A 14,298-nucleotide genomic window follows, 5' to 3' on the forward strand; every position below is an offset into this window, starting at 1 on the left:
TCGGGCGGTCCGCCCGCTCAGCGCAGCAGCGCGTCGAGGAACGGGCTGGACAGGACGTGGTGGGGGTCGAGCCGGTCGAGGATCGCGACCGCCTCGTCCCAGCCCGGACCGCCCCCGGCACGCTGGCTGGCGGGGATGGCGCGGGTGAGGACGTCCGGGTCGGACCACGCGGCGGTGTCGCTGTAGGCCCAGCCCTTGGACCACTCCACGCGGACGGTCGCCCGGTCCCCGTCCAGGGCCAGGAGGAACCGCTCGATGTCGCGGTAGAAGCGGTGCAGGGTGGGAGTGGTGGGCAGGGAGAGGATGTCGATCCACACGGCGGTGTCGACGTCCGGCCGGTCGGGACGCGGGCGTAGGGCGGACAGCAGCGGGGGCCGGGCGCCGGGGACCCCGCACACGGACGGGTCCTCCAGGCCGGTCACCCGGATCTCCACCTGGCCGTTGACCGGGTATTCGCCGCGTGCCGCGTACTGCGCGAGCAGCTTGCGGTAGAAGTCCGCGAACTGGCTGACCACCCACTGAAGATCGGCGCGGCGGGTGAGGACGGCGTAGCCGTTGGCGGTCTCGCGCAGCGTGGTCGGCCGCACGTACTCCAGCAGATTGCGGGAGGCGCCCCACAGGTCCGACCGCAGGCCGCCCGCCAGCAGGTGGGTGAGGACTTCACCGGTCAGCACGTCCCGCACGAGGGGCCCCGAGAGCAGGACGTCGGTGATGTCACCGGTCAACGCGACCTTGGCCAGCAGGTACTGGACCCGCCCGAAGAGCGGCGCGCTCGCCCAGGCGCCGGAGACCAGGTCCCCGGCGAGCCGGGCCACCGGCTCGGGGAGGGAGTCGGAGAACGGGTAGTTGTACGGCTCGGCGACCGCGCGGGCGGCCAACGGCCGCTGGGGGGTGACGCTCCAGGTCTTCAGCCAGGGGTTGTCGGTGAAGGCGAACCAGATCGCCTCCACGCGGCCCGTGCGGTCCACGAAGCCGGCCAGGGTCCGCGTGCCCGCCGGAGCGCCGGGGGCGGCGAACAGCTCGGTGGCCGGGATGTCCAGGAAGGACTGGCAGCGCAGGTTGTGGTCGGCGCCCACCCGCAGGACGGCCTCGGTGACGAACGAGCGGCCGACGTGGGTGAGGAGCGCGTCGCAGTCGGGCTCGGCCCGGCTGACGGTCCGCAGGACGTAACGGCCGGCGGTGTCGTCCCAGACGACGGCGGTCAGCTCGGTGACCAGGTTGCTCAACGAGCCGTAACCGTGGCCGGGCGACGGCCTTTCCCCGACGGCGGGGGTGGCCGTGCCGTGCGCGCCGATGGCGAGCGCGCCGCCGACCGACAGGTCACCGGGTGCCGGCGCGGAGGTGACCCCGTACCCGCCCGCGCCGGCGAACGCCAGCAGCGTCTCCAGCGAGGCGCCGGCCTGGACCCGGACCGCGGCCGACCCGTCGGCGGCCCGGCGCTCCAGCGACATCGCGGTGAGATGCGCGGTGGTGTCCACCAGAACGACCCGGGTCGCGGCGGGTGTGCCGTCGGCCACCGTGAGAGGGGCCCAGCCATGCCGCATGCCCTGCGCGCGAGCCGTCCAGCCGGCGCGGTGCGCCCAGTTGACGACGTCGAGCACCTCCTGAGGGCTGCGCGGCGCGCACGTCCACAGCTGGTCGGTGTGAATCTCGCCGACCCAGTTCTCGTAGACGCGCTGATAGACGTCGAGCCCGGCCGGGAACCCCGACGGAGGTGGCGACGCGGCGTAGGCGCTGCCCGGCCGGACCAGCCCGCGCAGCAGCCAGACCCCGCCGCCCGCGGCGGCCGACGACGCGAGCAGCCGGCGCCGCGACAGCCCACCGCCCTGGTGCGAAGGATCGTCCGTCATCCCTGTAGCCCTCCCCGTCGCCCGCTGTGAACCGGCCCCGCCAGGCCGGTCGAGCACGCACGTTACCCGGCGGGGGAGACCCGCGGTCATATGTTCGTCGATTCACGTGACCGACGGCCTCGGGGACCTGTACGGCAATGCGCCCGAGGGGGAGGTGATGCGCGCGGCGGGCGAGGAAGCCGCAGACCAGGGCCCCGGACTCGTCCCAGCCGGTGCCGGTCTCGTGCGGTGCCGTCCTACGAGTCGCCGTTGCCCGCCAGCGGATCGTGGCCCCAGTTCATCAGCGAGTGCCGCCACCGCGTATCGCGTACGTCTCCGTCCGGGCGCTGCGCCAGATGTCGGCGGAGGTAACCGACGACCTTGCGCATGTGCTGATGGTCGGCGTCCGTCAGGTCGTCCTTGCGCGTACGGAGGATGCCGAGGATGCGGCGGCCCGAGGAGTGCCCGGTGGACTCGCCGCCGTCCTTGTGCTGCCCCGCGCTGAGGGACTCCTCCGTCTCCAGCCACTTGGCGAGTTCCGACGGCCTCATGGTGACCAGCTCGCGGAACTCCTGCCACGTCTGCTCCTGCTGCTCGTCCATCCGCGGCTCACTTCTTGCGCTTCTTGAGAGCGGACGGCTTGTGGACGGCGGAGCGTCCCGACTTGTCGCTGCGTACCTCGTACTGCGGCTCCTCGGGAGAGGCGTCCACCGTGCGGCCCGCGGCCTTCGTCCGCTCGGTGATCTTCTTCTCGACCCGTCCCGTCGTCTCGCTGCCATGGCTCTTCCAGGCCACGTGATCGCCCTCGCGAGGGGCCTTGTCCCGGCTGTCGTCCTTGGTCATGGCGTACGCCTCCCGGTGTCGCGGCACGGCCCCGAACGTCTCGCGTCGGGGTTGCGGCCCGTGCCTTCCACCTTGGCGGGCGGTCGGGGGGACCGCATCCCGGACACCGGGATCATGGCCGCCCCCGTACTCCTGTCCGGCCTCCTGCCCGGCCCGAACGCGACGCGGACACAGCCACGCCGTAGCCGGCACGCCGAATGCCGGGCCGTTCGGGGCTCCCGCGCCCCCGGCCGGCCCTGGGGCCCGGCCGGCCCCGCAACAAGCCGGACAGCGTCGCAGCCGATAAGGCCTACAGCAACGGGCCTTGGCGTCAGTATTTGCGGCAGCGCGGCATCCGGCACACCGTCCCGGAGAAGGCCGACAGCCAGGCCGCCCGCCTGCGCAAAGGATCGCGCGGCGGGCGACCACCGGGCTTCGAAGAGGACCGGTACAAGAAGCGCAACACGGTCGAACGGGCCATCAACAGGCTGAAGAACTACCGCGCAGTGGCCACGCGCTACGACAAGCGCGGCTACGTCTTCCTCGGCACCGTCACCGCAGCCGCACTCGTCATCTGGATCCGGTCGTGACCACAGCGCCTGCCCGAGCCGTCAACATTGCCTGTGCTTCGCTTTCTCAGTCTGGATGAACGCCCTTGCCCGCTCACGCACCATGTGGAGCCAGCCCTGCGGATCAGCATCGTAGAGAGCGCAGTTCTCCTGCCACCGGATGAGGCCGCCGGTGATGTCATCGAGCGAGTGGTACCACGAGCCCTCACCCGACGTGCCGTGCCAGACGACACCGGGACGGTCTGGATCCTGGCAAAGGTCGAAACCGTGCAGGTGCTGAAGAGCCGTTCCGACCAAGGGGTCCTCGAAGTCAGCGAGCGCTCCTTCTCCCTCCACCCATAGAACCGCCCACGCATGCATCGCTTCGCGGGTCACCTCCCCCTGCGCCAGGGCATGCCACTGAGCAGCCACCTCCACACGGCCGGGCGGAGCTGACGTCACATCCAGATCGCTCATGCACCCACCCTCCCAGCCGAGCTGTCCAACGGGCCACACCGATTCGCCTCTAGATCGGCCGGACAGCTCCTACTGCTGTGACACACAGACTCGTTGAGGATCCAGGGGCACGGGCAACCCACCGCGACGATCCCGTTCGGGGCACCGGCGGCGCGGGTATGCCTGCTCTGCCGCGCACATGGCAGGGGCGCGGATCCGGCTTCGACCGAGGGACGTCAGTGCGCAGCAGAGTGGCTGGTCCGGGGCTCGGTGACATCCGCGGCGACTACGCCGTCATCAACCCGTCGATGGGCGCGATGACGCAGGTGCTGCGGGGGTTCCTGCTCCTGCTGTGGATCGCCCTGCTCGTCACGACCGTCGTCAACCCGTCCGCGGTCGACGACAATGCCGCTGTCATGACGGGGGTGGTGGCCGCGGTGTACGGGCTGAAGTTCGGATGGCGTCGGCTGACCGCCCGGCTCGGTGTGAACCGGTGCTACCTGTGCGCGGACGGCGTGGCCGTCACCGACCGGTTCGGCCGGATACGCGACTCCGTGATGTGGAACGAGGTGACCGGGGTGCGGGACATGGCCGTGGTGAGCCTCGTCCTGGGCTGCCACCGCATCGAGATCTCCAGAAGCCGTACCCCCGTGCCCCTGTGGTTCGTGGCCCCCGGAGCGAAGTCCGCCCTGGTGCAGGCCCTGCTCGACGAGGGCAGGCGCGCCGGCGCCCTCCAGTGACCGCGCGCAGGGCATCGACGGCGACTCCCACGGTAACGACGACACGTCCGGGGGCCGAAACCGTCGACGCCGGGCGGGAGGCGTGGTGACGGTCGGCGTCCGACCCGTGCCGTACACGTCGGGACCGCCGCGCGGTCGCTCCGGCGCCGTGGTGACGGCGGGACCACGTGTCTCCGTTCCCCGTGGGGCGGCCCGTCACCCCACGGGAAACGGGCGCCCGCCCGGCGTCGGAGCCGGGACGAACGACGTCCTCGTGGCAGCGCGTCGGCTCCGCTCGGCGCCTTACCGTTCCAGCGCCCGTCGGATGTCCGGTCCGAGGACGGGGCTCGTACGCCCGATCAAAGCCGGCCGCGTCATTGCTGATCGAGGGACGCCTGCCGGGCAAGGAACTCCTCGAACGCCGCCTTCTGCTTCGGATCCATGAAACCCTGGCGGACATTGCGGGCCTTCTCCTGGAGCCAGTGCGCCTCGTCGGGATGCAGTAGTTCGGCGACCACCACGCCCTGGCGAGCCACCGCCGTACGCCCCCCTACTCGGCGGCGGAAGAGCGTGAACGGGCCGAATTCCGCTGGGTGGGCCAGTTCCGGCGCCTCCGCCACAGCCTGGTCCTGTTCCCCGGCGTCAGGCGCCGGGTAGGCGGTGGGCGCCCAATGCTCCCAGAGTGCCAGCGTGGCCGCGGGCACCAGCACGGCGCGTTCCGCCTCTTCGCGTCCCTCCCACAGGAACGCGACAGTGACGGGCTCGCCGACCGCCTCGGCCAGCCCGAGGACTCTCTCCACCTCATCGTTGATCGGGTAATCCACCACTACTTTGATCTCAATGCCCATGGTCCCCGAGGCTACTGGTCGACTCGGGACGGTCCCCCCGCGCGATGGACGCCGCCGTAGGGCTCCGCGACGACCGGCCGCGCGCGCATACTCGCTCCCCGTCGTGCGCACGAAGCGCGTTCCTGCGCCGTCGCGCCACCACCGCTCCGGCTCGCTCCCCGCAGGTGCGCGGGAAGCGGGAACCGCCCATGCGTCGGGGGGAGTCACGCCGACGGCGACGTGCGCGCGAAGCGCGAACCGCCCACGCGTCAGGGGGAGTCACGCCGACGGGCGACTTCCCGCGGCACCCGGCCGACACGCCGGCCGTATCGGCGGGCCGGCGTGTGCAAGGCCTCCTTCGGCACCCGCTTCCACTCCGAGAGCGGGTCGTCCGGGCGGTCCCTTGCGGTCCTGGCGTGCCGTCCGAAGGAACACCCCTTCGCGGTCGGTCCTCGTCTCCGCGACGACCGGCCGCGGACGTCCGCCGGGCCGCGTGGCCCGGCGGACGCGCGGTCCGTCCAGGTCAGTTACGGCGCTCCGCCGCATCGGGCGCGGCCGTCGCCGTACCGCCGTCCGAGTCCGCCGGTGCGAGGCCGGGCGCTGCGGCGCCTGCCTCGGCCGTCGTTTCCGCGGCCCGGTCACCGTGGCCGGGCCACCAGGCCGCGTGGCCGATCAGCGCGGTGAGACTCGGGGTGAAGAACATGGCCATCACGAAGGCCGCGACGGCGATGCCGAAGGAGACCGCGAACCCCATCTCCGTGAGCAGCGAGTTGCCCGCCAGCATCATGGTGGCGAAGGTCGCCGCCAGGATGAAGCCGGCCGCGGCCACGGTCGGCCCCGCGTGCCGGACCGCCATTCCGGCCGCCTCCCGTGGTGACCGGCCCGCGCGGGCCTCCTCGCGGAGCCGGGCGATCATGAGGATGTTGTAGTCGGTGCCGATGGCGACCACGAAGAGATACATGATCACCGGGAGCATGAACATCAGGCCCGGGTGTCCCTGTCCCTCCTGGAAGATCCACACCGTGGCGCCGAGGGTGGCGCTGAAACCGAGCCCGACGGAAGCCATCAGGTACCAGGGGGCGACGACGCTGCGCAGCAACAGCCCGAGAATGACCATGATCAGGGCCGCGGCGACGGGGAAGACCGTCCGGTAGTCGTGGTTGACCGCGGTGTCGATGTCCTTGAAGATCGAGGACATGCCGCCGACGAGGGCCTCGGTGTGCTCCGGGGCGTTGGTGTGCGCGACGTCGCGCACCCGGCCCACGGCCTCGATCGCCTCGTCCGTCGACGCCTCGTGGGCGAGGGTGACGGTGAAGTCGGCGGTGGTGCCCTCCTTGTTCACCTGGGTGAGGCGGGCGCTCGCCACCCCGTCCACGGCGCCCAGTCGCTCGGCGTACGGGGCGAGGGCGGACCGGTCGAGCCGTCGGCCGTCGGTGCTGGAGAGGTAGACGTCGGTGGGGGCGGCAGCGCCGGCCGAGTACGCCTTCTGCATCTCGTCCTGGACGACCATGGACTCCTTCGTCTTGGGCATGGAGCCCGACGCCAGGTCGAAGGTGGCGTGGTAGCCAAGAGTCCCGAGCGACAGCACGACCAGGACGAGGCCGGACAGCGCGGCGGTCAGTGCCGGGCGGCGACGCACGCCACGGCCCAGAGCCGCGAAGCGGGCGTTCTCCGGCTCCTTGCGCCAGGACTTGGAGGGCCAGAAGACCTTCGGTCCGATGAGCGAGACGACGGCCGGAATGAGCGTCAGACCCGCGACCAGGGTGACGGCGACCGCGATGGCGAGGGCGGGCCCCATCTGCTTGAGGAAGCCCAGCGTGGACAGCACCAGCGCGAGGAAGGCGATGATGACCGCTCCGGCCGCCGAGGCGATGGCCTCGCCGACCCGGTCGACCGCGTTGACCATGGCCTGCTTCGGGTCGTCACCGAGGCGCAGGCGTTCGCGGTAACGGAAGATCAGGAACAGGAAGTAGTCCGTGCCCACGCCGAAGAGCACGACGATCAGGATCGAGGAGACGGAACTGTTGGCCTGGAGGTCGAACAGTTCGGTGGCGAACGCGATCAGCCCGTTGGCGATGACGGAGACCACGCCGATCAGCAGCAGGGGCAGGATCGCGAGGATCGGCGCCCGGAAGATGATCAGCAGGGTCACCAGGATGATGACGAAGGTGCCGATGCCGATCAGCGCCTCCCCGCGTTTGGAGGAGTCCTGCTGGTCGAGGGCCTGCGCGGCGGAACCCCCGAGCTTGACGTCGAGATCCGTTCCCTTCGCCAGCTCCTTGACGCTCTCGCGCAACTCCTTCGCCGCGTCCGCCTGCTTGGGCTGACCGGCGTTCTTGCTGTCCATCTGGACCAGGGTCAGGGCGTACCTGCCGTCCTCGGACGGCTGGCCGGCAACGACGTTCTGCACCTCGTCGATGTGCCGCTTGCCCAGCTCGCCGGTGATCCGTGCGACGTCCCGCTGGTCGGCGGCGGTCAGCCTGCCGCCGTCCGTGCGCTTGTACAGCGCGATCGCGGACGGGGTGAAGGTGCCCGGGAACGCCTTCTGCTGGAGTTCCGCCGCTTTGATGGACTCGTAGGATCGAGGGAGGAAACTGCTCTCGTCACTGCTCGAGGGCAGGCTCGGAGCGGTGGCCACGATCGCCACCGCCGCGATCAGCCATGCCACGATCGTCCAGACGGGATGTCGGACGACGCTGTTGCCAATACGTCGGAACATGCGGGGGAGTCCTCCTATACAAGGAAGATCACCGCAGCCCGGGGAGCGGACCCTGGCATCGGCGACCCTGACCGGCCCTCGGGGACGAGCCGGCCGCACAGTTGTCTTGAGCTCCTATCGTATTGACTACGGCAGTTCGATCCACCGCCGCGGTGTCGCCCCGCGTGTCTCCTCGCCTGTCACCGGCTCCGCGGCACGGGGGACCGACGCACCGTGGGCGCCGGGGAGTTGACCACCGACCGCTCGCGACGGAGCGCCCGGCCCGGTTGCCCGGCCACGACACCCCGGTGCCCTCGTCGCACGGTGGCGGCGGGGCACGGGTCGGGCCACCGTCACACGGTGGCGGCGGGGCAACCGGGCCGGGCCGCCGTCACGGCTGTGCGGTCGGTTCCCGCTTCCGAGGAACTGGTTGTGGTACCACGGCCGGTCGTCGGCCTCGGTCGTGAAGGCGGCGACATGAAACCCCAGTCACCGCGGAGCACGTCATCGAGGCACCCAACACCGCGAACGTCCACTTCAGATACATGGTGACCGTGTCCCCGGGCGGCACCTTGTCGAAGGGTCGGACGCGTGTCCCACCCGCTGCCGCCGCAGGGGCGAGCCAGCGGTGAGCCCTGTGAATCCGTGGCGGTCCGTCACCTCGTCGTGCCTCGGTCAGGCGTGCGAGAGAGCGAAGGAGACCAGGAATCCGCACACCGTGATCAGCCCGATCGCCAGGTGGGCGTCCTGGAACGCCTCCGGGATCATCGTGTCGGCGACCATGGCGAGGATCGCCCCCGCGGCCAGGGCGGTGACAGCCGCGATCACGGCAGGGGAGAACGCTCCGACGACGGTGTAGCCGAGAACGGCGGAGACGGTGCTCGCCGCGGCGATCGCCGTCCACACCCCGAAGACGTACTCCTTGCCACGCCCGGCCCGCTTCATGCCCGCCGAGCTGGACAGTCCTTCCGGGACGTTGCTGATGAACACCGCCGCCACGGTCACCAGGCTGACCGCCCCGCCCTCGAGCAGGCTGACCCCGATGACCGCCGACTCCGGGATGCCGTCCAGAAGCGCTCCCAGCGCCAGCGCCATGCCGGATCCGCCCTGCTGGTCCTCCGACGGCTGCGACTGCGTCGGATGACCGCCCGAGCGCTTGCGGTGGCGGGCACCGCGGCCGGCCAGCCAGAGGTTGCCCGCGGTGTAGGCCATCGCGCCGACGAGCGTCCCGATCGCCGCCGGGACGATGCCGGCCTCGTCGTACGCCTCACCGACCAGTTCGAAGGAGACCGCCGACAGCAACACCCCTGCGCCGAAGGCCATCACGGTGGCGATCACCTTCTGTGGCACGCGCAGCCCGTAGCCGAGCCCGGCGCCCAGGAGCAGGGCCGAGCCCGCCAGTAGTCCCCACAGTCCCGCCTGTACCACTTCGCTCATGCGCTACCGGTACCCGGAGCAGGGGGGACGTCACTCCGCGAGGCATCCCAGATGCGCCCGCCGGCCGCTGACGGCCCCGGTAGGAGGTGCGCCCGTCGGCCGCCTGGCGGCACCGACAGCCGCGGATGCCGCGCACCATCGCGCGTATTCCCGAAGCGGCCTCCGTGCGGCACCACCTCGACGCGGGAACTGCTTCCCTCAGTGGCTTGGGCACTCAGTCACTCCGGATGGGCCACTGCCTCCCTCTGTAGTTGCACCGCCGCCAGCAGGCTCAGTTTCGGCTCCGCCTGACGCAGCGCTCTCACCGCCGAGACCGAGGCGACGTCCCCCGTGAAGCCGACGGTGTCCAGCCGGGAGCGGACCCAGCGGGCGCGCAGTCCGGCTTCGGAGGCGGCGGCGGTGGACTCGACGAGGGCGGCGGCGCGCTCCAGACCCGGACGCTCCTCCGGCGAGGCATCGGCCAGCGCCTGACGCAGGGCAGCCTGGATCAGGTCGGCGTCCCGGAGAAGCAGCACGAAGTTGTTCTTCTTGTTCAGTTCCGCGAAACCTTTCATATGGATCACCGTCGCTGCCATACCCGTGCGCCACAAGGCACTTGAGCGTTTCCAGAGACTCCGCACCCGGCGGATCGAGCATGCCTGCCGCGAGAGGGAACGGGTGAGGCCGTTCGCCTCGCCGTCCGCACCGGTGTCTGCGCCGCCTGTGACCGGCATGTACGCAGGTCGACACCCACCTGCCGGTCCGCCGTTCGGCACATTGACAGGCGACGGTCGGCATGTTGCTATGAGGCGCTGCTCAGCCGGACCTGCGTCGTGTCGCATACCGCTCGGGCACGGATTGACGGCCACTTGACCGGGGGCGGCGCCCCCGAACGCGAAGCGAGGACCAATGCCGCAGCGCGCCGCGACCATCGTCGGCGGCGGAATCGGCGGGATCGCGGCAGCCGTCGCCCTGCACCGCCGGGGCTGGCGCGTCGAGGTGCTGGAACAGGCCCCGGAGTTCACCGAGATCGGCGCCGGGATCTCCCTGTGGCCGAACGCCCTGCACTCGCTCGAGCGGCTCGGCCTGGCCGACGCCGTCCGGGCACTCGGCGCCGTCGAGACCGCGGGCGGCGTACGCGACCGCCAGGGCCGCTGGCTGTCCCGTACGGAGAACGGGGAGCTGGCGCGCCGCTTCGGCCATCCCCTGGTGGTCCTGCACCGCGCCGACCTGTTGCGGGCGCTCACCGAGGCACTGCCCGCTGACAGCCTGCGGTCGGGCAGTGAGGTGTCCGCGGTCCGCGACGAAGGACACCGCCCGGTGGTCGATCATCGTGGGGGCGAGTCCCGGCCCGACCTGGTGATCGGCGCCGACGGGCTGCGCAGTGTGGTCCGCCGCGCCCTGTGGCCGCACGCGGCCGGGCCCCGGTACGCCGGCTACACCGCTTGGCGGACGGTCACCGAGCCCCTCGCCGAACCTCCCTCCGAGGGTGCGGCGACCTGGGGCCGCGGGGCGAGGTTCGGCTACACGGCGCTGCCCGGCGGGCGGATGTACTGCTTCGCGACCGCGTCGCTGCCGGCGGGAGCCGCCTTCGACTCGTCCGAGCACACGGAACTGCTGCGCCGGTTCGGGTCGTGGCCGGATCCCATCCCCGCCCTGCTGGCCGCCGTACCCGCGGACGCGGTGCTCCGGCACGACCTGTACGACCTGCCGCCGCTGCCCTCCTTCGTCCGCGGCCGGGTCGCGCTGCTGGGCGACGCGGCTCACGCCATGACCCCCAACCTGGGCCAGGGCGCGTGCCAGGCGCTGGAGGACGCGGTCACGCTCGCCCACTGCCTCGACGGCACCCCGGACGTGGCCGCCGCGCTGCGCACGTACGACCTGCTGCGCCGCCCGAGGACCCAGGCCATCACGCGCCGCTCCGCCCGGCTGGGAGCGATCGGCCAGTTGTCGTGGCCGCCCGCGGTGCTGCTGCGCGACACGGCCGCGCGGCTGATGCCGGCGCGGGCGACGCTGCGTTCCATGACACCGGTGCTCGGCTGGACCGCGCCCGGTGACCGGTGACCCGGTGACCGCGACGAAGATCGAGAGACCCTGATGCCGGACTGGACGTATCACCCGCTGCGCGGCCCTGCCGCCGCCGTGCTCGGCCGGCGCCGCTCGCAGCGAACCGCACTGCGGCTGCTGGCCTCGATCGGTTCCCGTCCCGCCGGCGCCCGGCTGATCTCCCGGGGGTTCGGCCACCGCCACCCGCCCGAGGACCTCGCCGGCGAGATCGCCGGTGTGCCCGTGACCGTGCGCCTCGGCATATCCGTCCCGCCCGCACTCGCCCGCGAAGCGGTACACGCGCTGCCCCCGCTCGGGGCCGGTGTCGTCGAGGTGTCGCCCGTCTCCGCGGCCGACGCGGAGACCGTGCGCGAGGCCGCCGCCGGGCGCTCGATCCCGCTGGTCGTCCGCGCCCGGGACCCGGAGACCGAGGCTGCCCTCAAGCCCCATGTCGACGGCTTCACGAGCAGCGACGACCCACACGTGATCCATGTGTCCGACGCGTCGGTCACCGCCGCGGCCGCCGCGCTCGAGGAACCGGGCGTCGTCGTGCTCGCCCGGCCCGGTGTGCTGGTCGAGGCCGGACCCGGCTGGTTCCAACGGGTCACCGAGGCGGCCACGCCCACCGCGCCCGCTCCGGTACTGCGGGACGTCGGGCGCGACCCCCGCCGCTGGCCCGCCTGGTGGTGGGCGCTACTCGTCGGACTCGGTATGACGGGCGCCGGACTCGGCGCCGCGGCCATCACGCTGGGGCCGGTGCTGCTCTGGTACGACCGCGACTACCTCGGCATGACGCTGCACGAACTGCACGCCGCCAATCACCACCTCGTGCACTTCCTCCAGCACGACCGGATCACCATGGCCGGCACGATGGTGGCGATCGGCGCCCTCTACACCGGCCTCGCCGTGGGAGGGATCAGACGCGGCTGGCCCTGGGCCCGCGAGGTGTATCTGCTCTCCGGGGCGATCGGCTTCCCCACCTTGTTCTACTTCCTGGCCACCGGCTTCGTCGAACCCCTGCACACGGCCACCGCCGTCGTGCTGTTCCCGATGTTCGTGGCCGCGGTCCGTGGGGCCCCGCACACACCGCGATGGCGCCTGGCGCCCGAAGGGCCGGAGCCGGAGCGTCGACGGGCGCTGCTCGGCCAGTTGCTGCTGATCGTCACGGGAGCGGGGCTGTTCGTCGGCGGAGCGGTGATCTCCATGGTCGGCCTGACCGGCGTCTTCGTGCCGACCGACCTGACCTTCCTGGGGGCCGACGCGCAGACGCTGGAAACCGTCAACCCCCGGCTTGTGCCGTTCGTCGCCCACGACCGGGCCGGGTTCGGCGGTGCCCTGATGGCCGCCGCGGTGGCCATCACCCTGCTCAGCGCGTGGGGCTGGCGCCGGGGCGAGGCCTGGGTGTTCTGGACCCTGACCGCGGCGGCGGCCGCCGGCTTCCTCCCGGCTGCGGTGGTGCACGGCGCGATCCACTACACCGACTTCATCCACCTCGCGCCGGTCTACTTCGGCATCGCCACGACCGGCACCGGCCTGCTGCTCGCGCGCCCGTACCTCTGCGCCAAGACGTCGACGGAGCCGAGCAGCTGACCCGGCCGACGGTCCTGGCGAGGCAGAGGAACCGACTCGGCCGACGGTCCCGGCGAGGTCGAGGAGCTGACCTCCCTGAGGCCCCGACGAGGCCACGGGACCGACCTGGCCGACGGCCCTGGCGAGGTCGAGGAGCTGACCTCCCTGAGGCCCCGACGAGATCGAGGAATCGACCTGGCCGACGGCCCCGGCCAGCGCGCCACCGTACGCGACGACGCCAGCGGCGGCCGGCCGCGCGCGGCGACAGGCGGCAGACTCATCCCCACGGCCTTCGGCCCGGTCGGTCACGTGCACCTTGGTCGGAGCACGTGATCTGACGAAGGCTGCCCCGGCGTCCGGCGAGCACCCGGCAAAGCAACCCAGTTCGAGACGCTGTTGGGGGCCTGGTGGAGAGCGGACTCCATCAGATAGCGCCACGGCACGGGCGCTGATCGATGCCTCAGCCGGCGAGCAGGGCCTGCATCCACTGGTCCTCGCGTCGCTCGATGTATTCGGCGTCGTTTCGCCAGGCGTCACCGTGGCCTTCAGCCCACAGCCTTGCCCAGGGCTGGGCTCCTCGGGTCGCCTGGTCGCGCAGGAAGTCGTGCATGGAACGCGTACGGCGCCCCAGTAGAGGGACCACACGACGACGTTCGGGCTCAGCGAGACCGTAGGCGTCGGCGAAGACTCGCAGTCGGTCCGCCGCGTCCGGACTCTGCCAGTCCGGATGCGCGGACAGCGGGATGAACCCGTGCATCGCGTAGGCGACATCCCACAGACGCGAACCGGGACCCGCAGCGTCCCAGTCGATGAAGGCCCACCGCGCCTCGTCTGCCACCACGAGGTTCCAGGGGGCCAGGTCGTTATGGGCGATGATGTCACTGCCCTCGGCGGGGATCAGCGTCTGCCACCGCGCATCGGACGGCGGCGTGAAGTCCTGCACGGCGTCGTGGAAGTCCCGGATCAGCCGTGCCACGCGAGCCAGTTTTCGAGCGGGTTCCATCAGAGAGAACCGGTCGGGCCAGACCACATCACCCGCCATGAAGGTCAGGACCTCACGCCCCTGTTCGTCAATGCCGAGCGGACGAGGCGCCGCGCCGAATCCCACCTCGTGCAGGTGGGCAAGCAGAGCGTGCACAGCGGGAGTCCATGGTCCGGCCGGACGGCGAACGGTGTCCCCGACGCGAACGACACCATCACTGACGTTGCCACCGGACAGAGGCTGTTCATCTTCGTGCCGCATCGAACCAGTGTGTCGGATCAGCTCGTCGTGATCATTCCATTAAGGAGGAAGGTCCGAGTGGAGACTTGACCTCAACTTGAGTTGAGTTCCTACGGTGCTCGCATCAGCGATCATTCACAGGGAGC

12 protein-coding genes and 1 pseudogene are annotated in these 14,298 nt (G+C 71.5%); 4 read left to right on the forward strand and 9 right to left on the reverse strand.

Going from position 1 to position 14,298, the window contains the following annotated elements; all coding sequences use genetic code 11:
• Positions 1 to 17: 17 nt before the first annotated feature.
• From ACFYO5_RS22195 to ACFYO5_RS22205, 3 genes are all read right to left on the reverse strand, one after another.
• Positions 18 to 1,850 carry a cholesterol oxidase substrate-binding domain-containing protein gene (locus ACFYO5_RS22195; RefSeq protein ID WP_388711140.1) on the reverse strand — a complete coding sequence of 611 codons (1,833 nt, stop codon included), beginning with the start codon at positions 1,848 to 1,850 and terminating at the stop codon, positions 18 to 20.
• A 236-nt stretch (positions 1,851 to 2,086) separates the two neighbouring features.
• Positions 2,087 to 2,431 (reverse strand): DUF3140 domain-containing protein, encoded by a 345-nt coding sequence (locus ACFYO5_RS22200; RefSeq protein ID WP_388711143.1) that lies wholly within the window; start codon positions 2,429 to 2,431, stop codon positions 2,087 to 2,089.
• A 7-nt stretch (positions 2,432 to 2,438) separates the two neighbouring features.
• Positions 2,439 to 2,672 (reverse strand): DUF2945 domain-containing protein, encoded by a 234-nt coding sequence (locus ACFYO5_RS22205; protein ID WP_388711146.1) that lies wholly within the window; start codon positions 2,670 to 2,672, stop codon positions 2,439 to 2,441.
• 224 nt (positions 2,673 to 2,896) lie between these two features.
• Here ACFYO5_RS22205 and ACFYO5_RS22210 point away from each other — a divergent pair.
• Positions 2,897 to 3,241, forward strand: a pseudogene (locus tag ACFYO5_RS22210) (transposase); the annotation flags it as partial.
• Between the two features lie 21 nt (positions 3,242 to 3,262).
• Here the strand turns inward: ACFYO5_RS22210 and ACFYO5_RS22215 are convergent.
• Positions 3,263 to 3,676, reverse strand: a complete 414-nt coding sequence (locus ACFYO5_RS22215; protein WP_388711149.1) for a hypothetical protein — start codon at positions 3,674 to 3,676, stop codon at positions 3,263 to 3,265.
• A gap of 218 nt (positions 3,677 to 3,894) precedes the next feature.
• Here ACFYO5_RS22215 and ACFYO5_RS22220 point away from each other — a divergent pair, with 218 nt between their 5' ends.
• A complete protein-coding gene (locus tag ACFYO5_RS22220) occupies positions 3,895 to 4,395 on the forward strand; it encodes a hypothetical protein (RefSeq protein WP_388711152.1) in 501 nt (166 codons plus the stop codon).
• A 353-nt stretch (positions 4,396 to 4,748) separates the two neighbouring features.
• Here the strand turns inward: ACFYO5_RS22220 and ACFYO5_RS22225 are convergent, their stop codons facing one another.
• From ACFYO5_RS22225 to ACFYO5_RS22240, 4 genes are all read right to left on the reverse strand, one after another.
• Positions 4,749 to 5,222: a hypothetical protein gene (locus tag ACFYO5_RS22225; RefSeq protein WP_388711155.1), complete on the reverse strand. Its 474-nt coding sequence runs from the start codon at positions 5,220 to 5,222 to the stop codon at positions 4,749 to 4,751.
• 502 nt (positions 5,223 to 5,724) lie between these two features.
• Positions 5,725 to 7,920: an MMPL family transporter gene (locus ACFYO5_RS22230; RefSeq protein ID WP_388711158.1), complete on the reverse strand. Its 2,196-nt coding sequence runs from the start codon at positions 7,918 to 7,920 to the stop codon at positions 5,725 to 5,727.
• A 654-nt stretch (positions 7,921 to 8,574) separates the two neighbouring features.
• Complete coding sequence (locus tag ACFYO5_RS22235) at positions 8,575 to 9,336, reverse strand: ZIP family metal transporter (RefSeq protein WP_388711161.1); 762 nt, start codon at positions 9,334 to 9,336, stop codon at positions 8,575 to 8,577.
• Positions 9,337 to 9,554: 218 nt separating this feature from the next.
• A complete protein-coding gene (locus tag ACFYO5_RS22240; RefSeq protein ID WP_356567756.1) occupies positions 9,555 to 9,890 on the reverse strand; it encodes a hypothetical protein in 336 nt (111 codons plus the stop codon).
• A gap of 334 nt (positions 9,891 to 10,224) precedes the next feature.
• Here ACFYO5_RS22240 and ACFYO5_RS22245 point away from each other — a divergent pair, with 334 nt between their 5' ends.
• Together ACFYO5_RS22245 and ACFYO5_RS22250 are read left to right on the forward strand one after the other, a co-directional pair.
• Positions 10,225 to 11,379: an FAD-dependent monooxygenase gene (locus ACFYO5_RS22245; protein WP_388711166.1), complete on the forward strand. Its 1,155-nt coding sequence runs from the start codon at positions 10,225 to 10,227 to the stop codon at positions 11,377 to 11,379.
• Positions 11,380 to 11,412: 33 nt separating this feature from the next.
• Positions 11,413 to 12,951 carry a hypothetical protein gene (locus tag ACFYO5_RS22250; protein ID WP_388711169.1) on the forward strand — a complete coding sequence of 513 codons (1,539 nt, stop codon included), beginning with the start codon at positions 11,413 to 11,415 and terminating at the stop codon, positions 12,949 to 12,951.
• 439 nt (positions 12,952 to 13,390) lie between these two features.
• On the opposite strand, the gene ACFYO5_RS22255 is transcribed toward ACFYO5_RS22250, so the two are convergent.
• Complete coding sequence (locus tag ACFYO5_RS22255) at positions 13,391 to 14,173, reverse strand: phosphotransferase enzyme family protein (RefSeq protein ID WP_388711172.1); 783 nt, start codon at positions 14,171 to 14,173, stop codon at positions 13,391 to 13,393.
• Positions 14,174 to 14,298 lie beyond the last annotated feature (125 nt).

Source organism: Streptomyces sp. NPDC006259 (genome assembly GCF_042870975.1).
GTDB lineage: Bacteria > Actinomycetota > Actinomycetes > Streptomycetales > Streptomycetaceae > Streptomyces.

Coding starts and splice junctions, on each gene's coding strand:
- ACFYO5_RS22200 (WP_388711143.1), bottom strand. CDS start 2,431: ATGGACGAGCAGCAGGAGCAGACGTGGCAGGAGTTCCGCGAGCTGGTC.
- ACFYO5_RS22235 (WP_388711161.1), bottom strand. CDS start 9,336: ATGAGCGAAGTGGTACAGGCGGGACTGTGGGGACTACTGGCGGGCTCG.
- ACFYO5_RS22215 (WP_388711149.1), bottom strand. CDS start 3,676: ATGAGCGATCTGGATGTGACGTCAGCTCCGCCCGGCCGTGTGGAGGTG.
- ACFYO5_RS22245 (WP_388711166.1), top strand. CDS start 10,225: ATGCCGCAGCGCGCCGCGACCATCGTCGGCGGCGGAATCGGCGGGATC.
- ACFYO5_RS22225 (WP_388711155.1), bottom strand. CDS start 5,222: ATGGGCATTGAGATCAAAGTAGTGGTGGATTACCCGATCAACGATGAG.
- ACFYO5_RS22205 (WP_388711146.1), bottom strand. CDS start 2,672: ATGACCAAGGACGACAGCCGGGACAAGGCCCCTCGCGAGGGCGATCAC.
- ACFYO5_RS22195 (WP_388711140.1), bottom strand. CDS start 1,850: ATGACGGACGATCCTTCGCACCAGGGCGGTGGGCTGTCGCGGCGCCGG.
- ACFYO5_RS22230 (WP_388711158.1), bottom strand. CDS start 7,920: ATGTTCCGACGTATTGGCAACAGCGTCGTCCGACATCCCGTCTGGACG.
- ACFYO5_RS22255 (WP_388711172.1), bottom strand. CDS start 14,173: ATGCGGCACGAAGATGAACAGCCTCTGTCCGGTGGCAACGTCAGTGAT.
- ACFYO5_RS22240 (WP_356567756.1), bottom strand. CDS start 9,890: ATGAAAGGTTTCGCGGAACTGAACAAGAAGAACAACTTCGTGCTGCTT.
- ACFYO5_RS22250 (WP_388711169.1), top strand. CDS start 11,413: ATGCCGGACTGGACGTATCACCCGCTGCGCGGCCCTGCCGCCGCCGTG.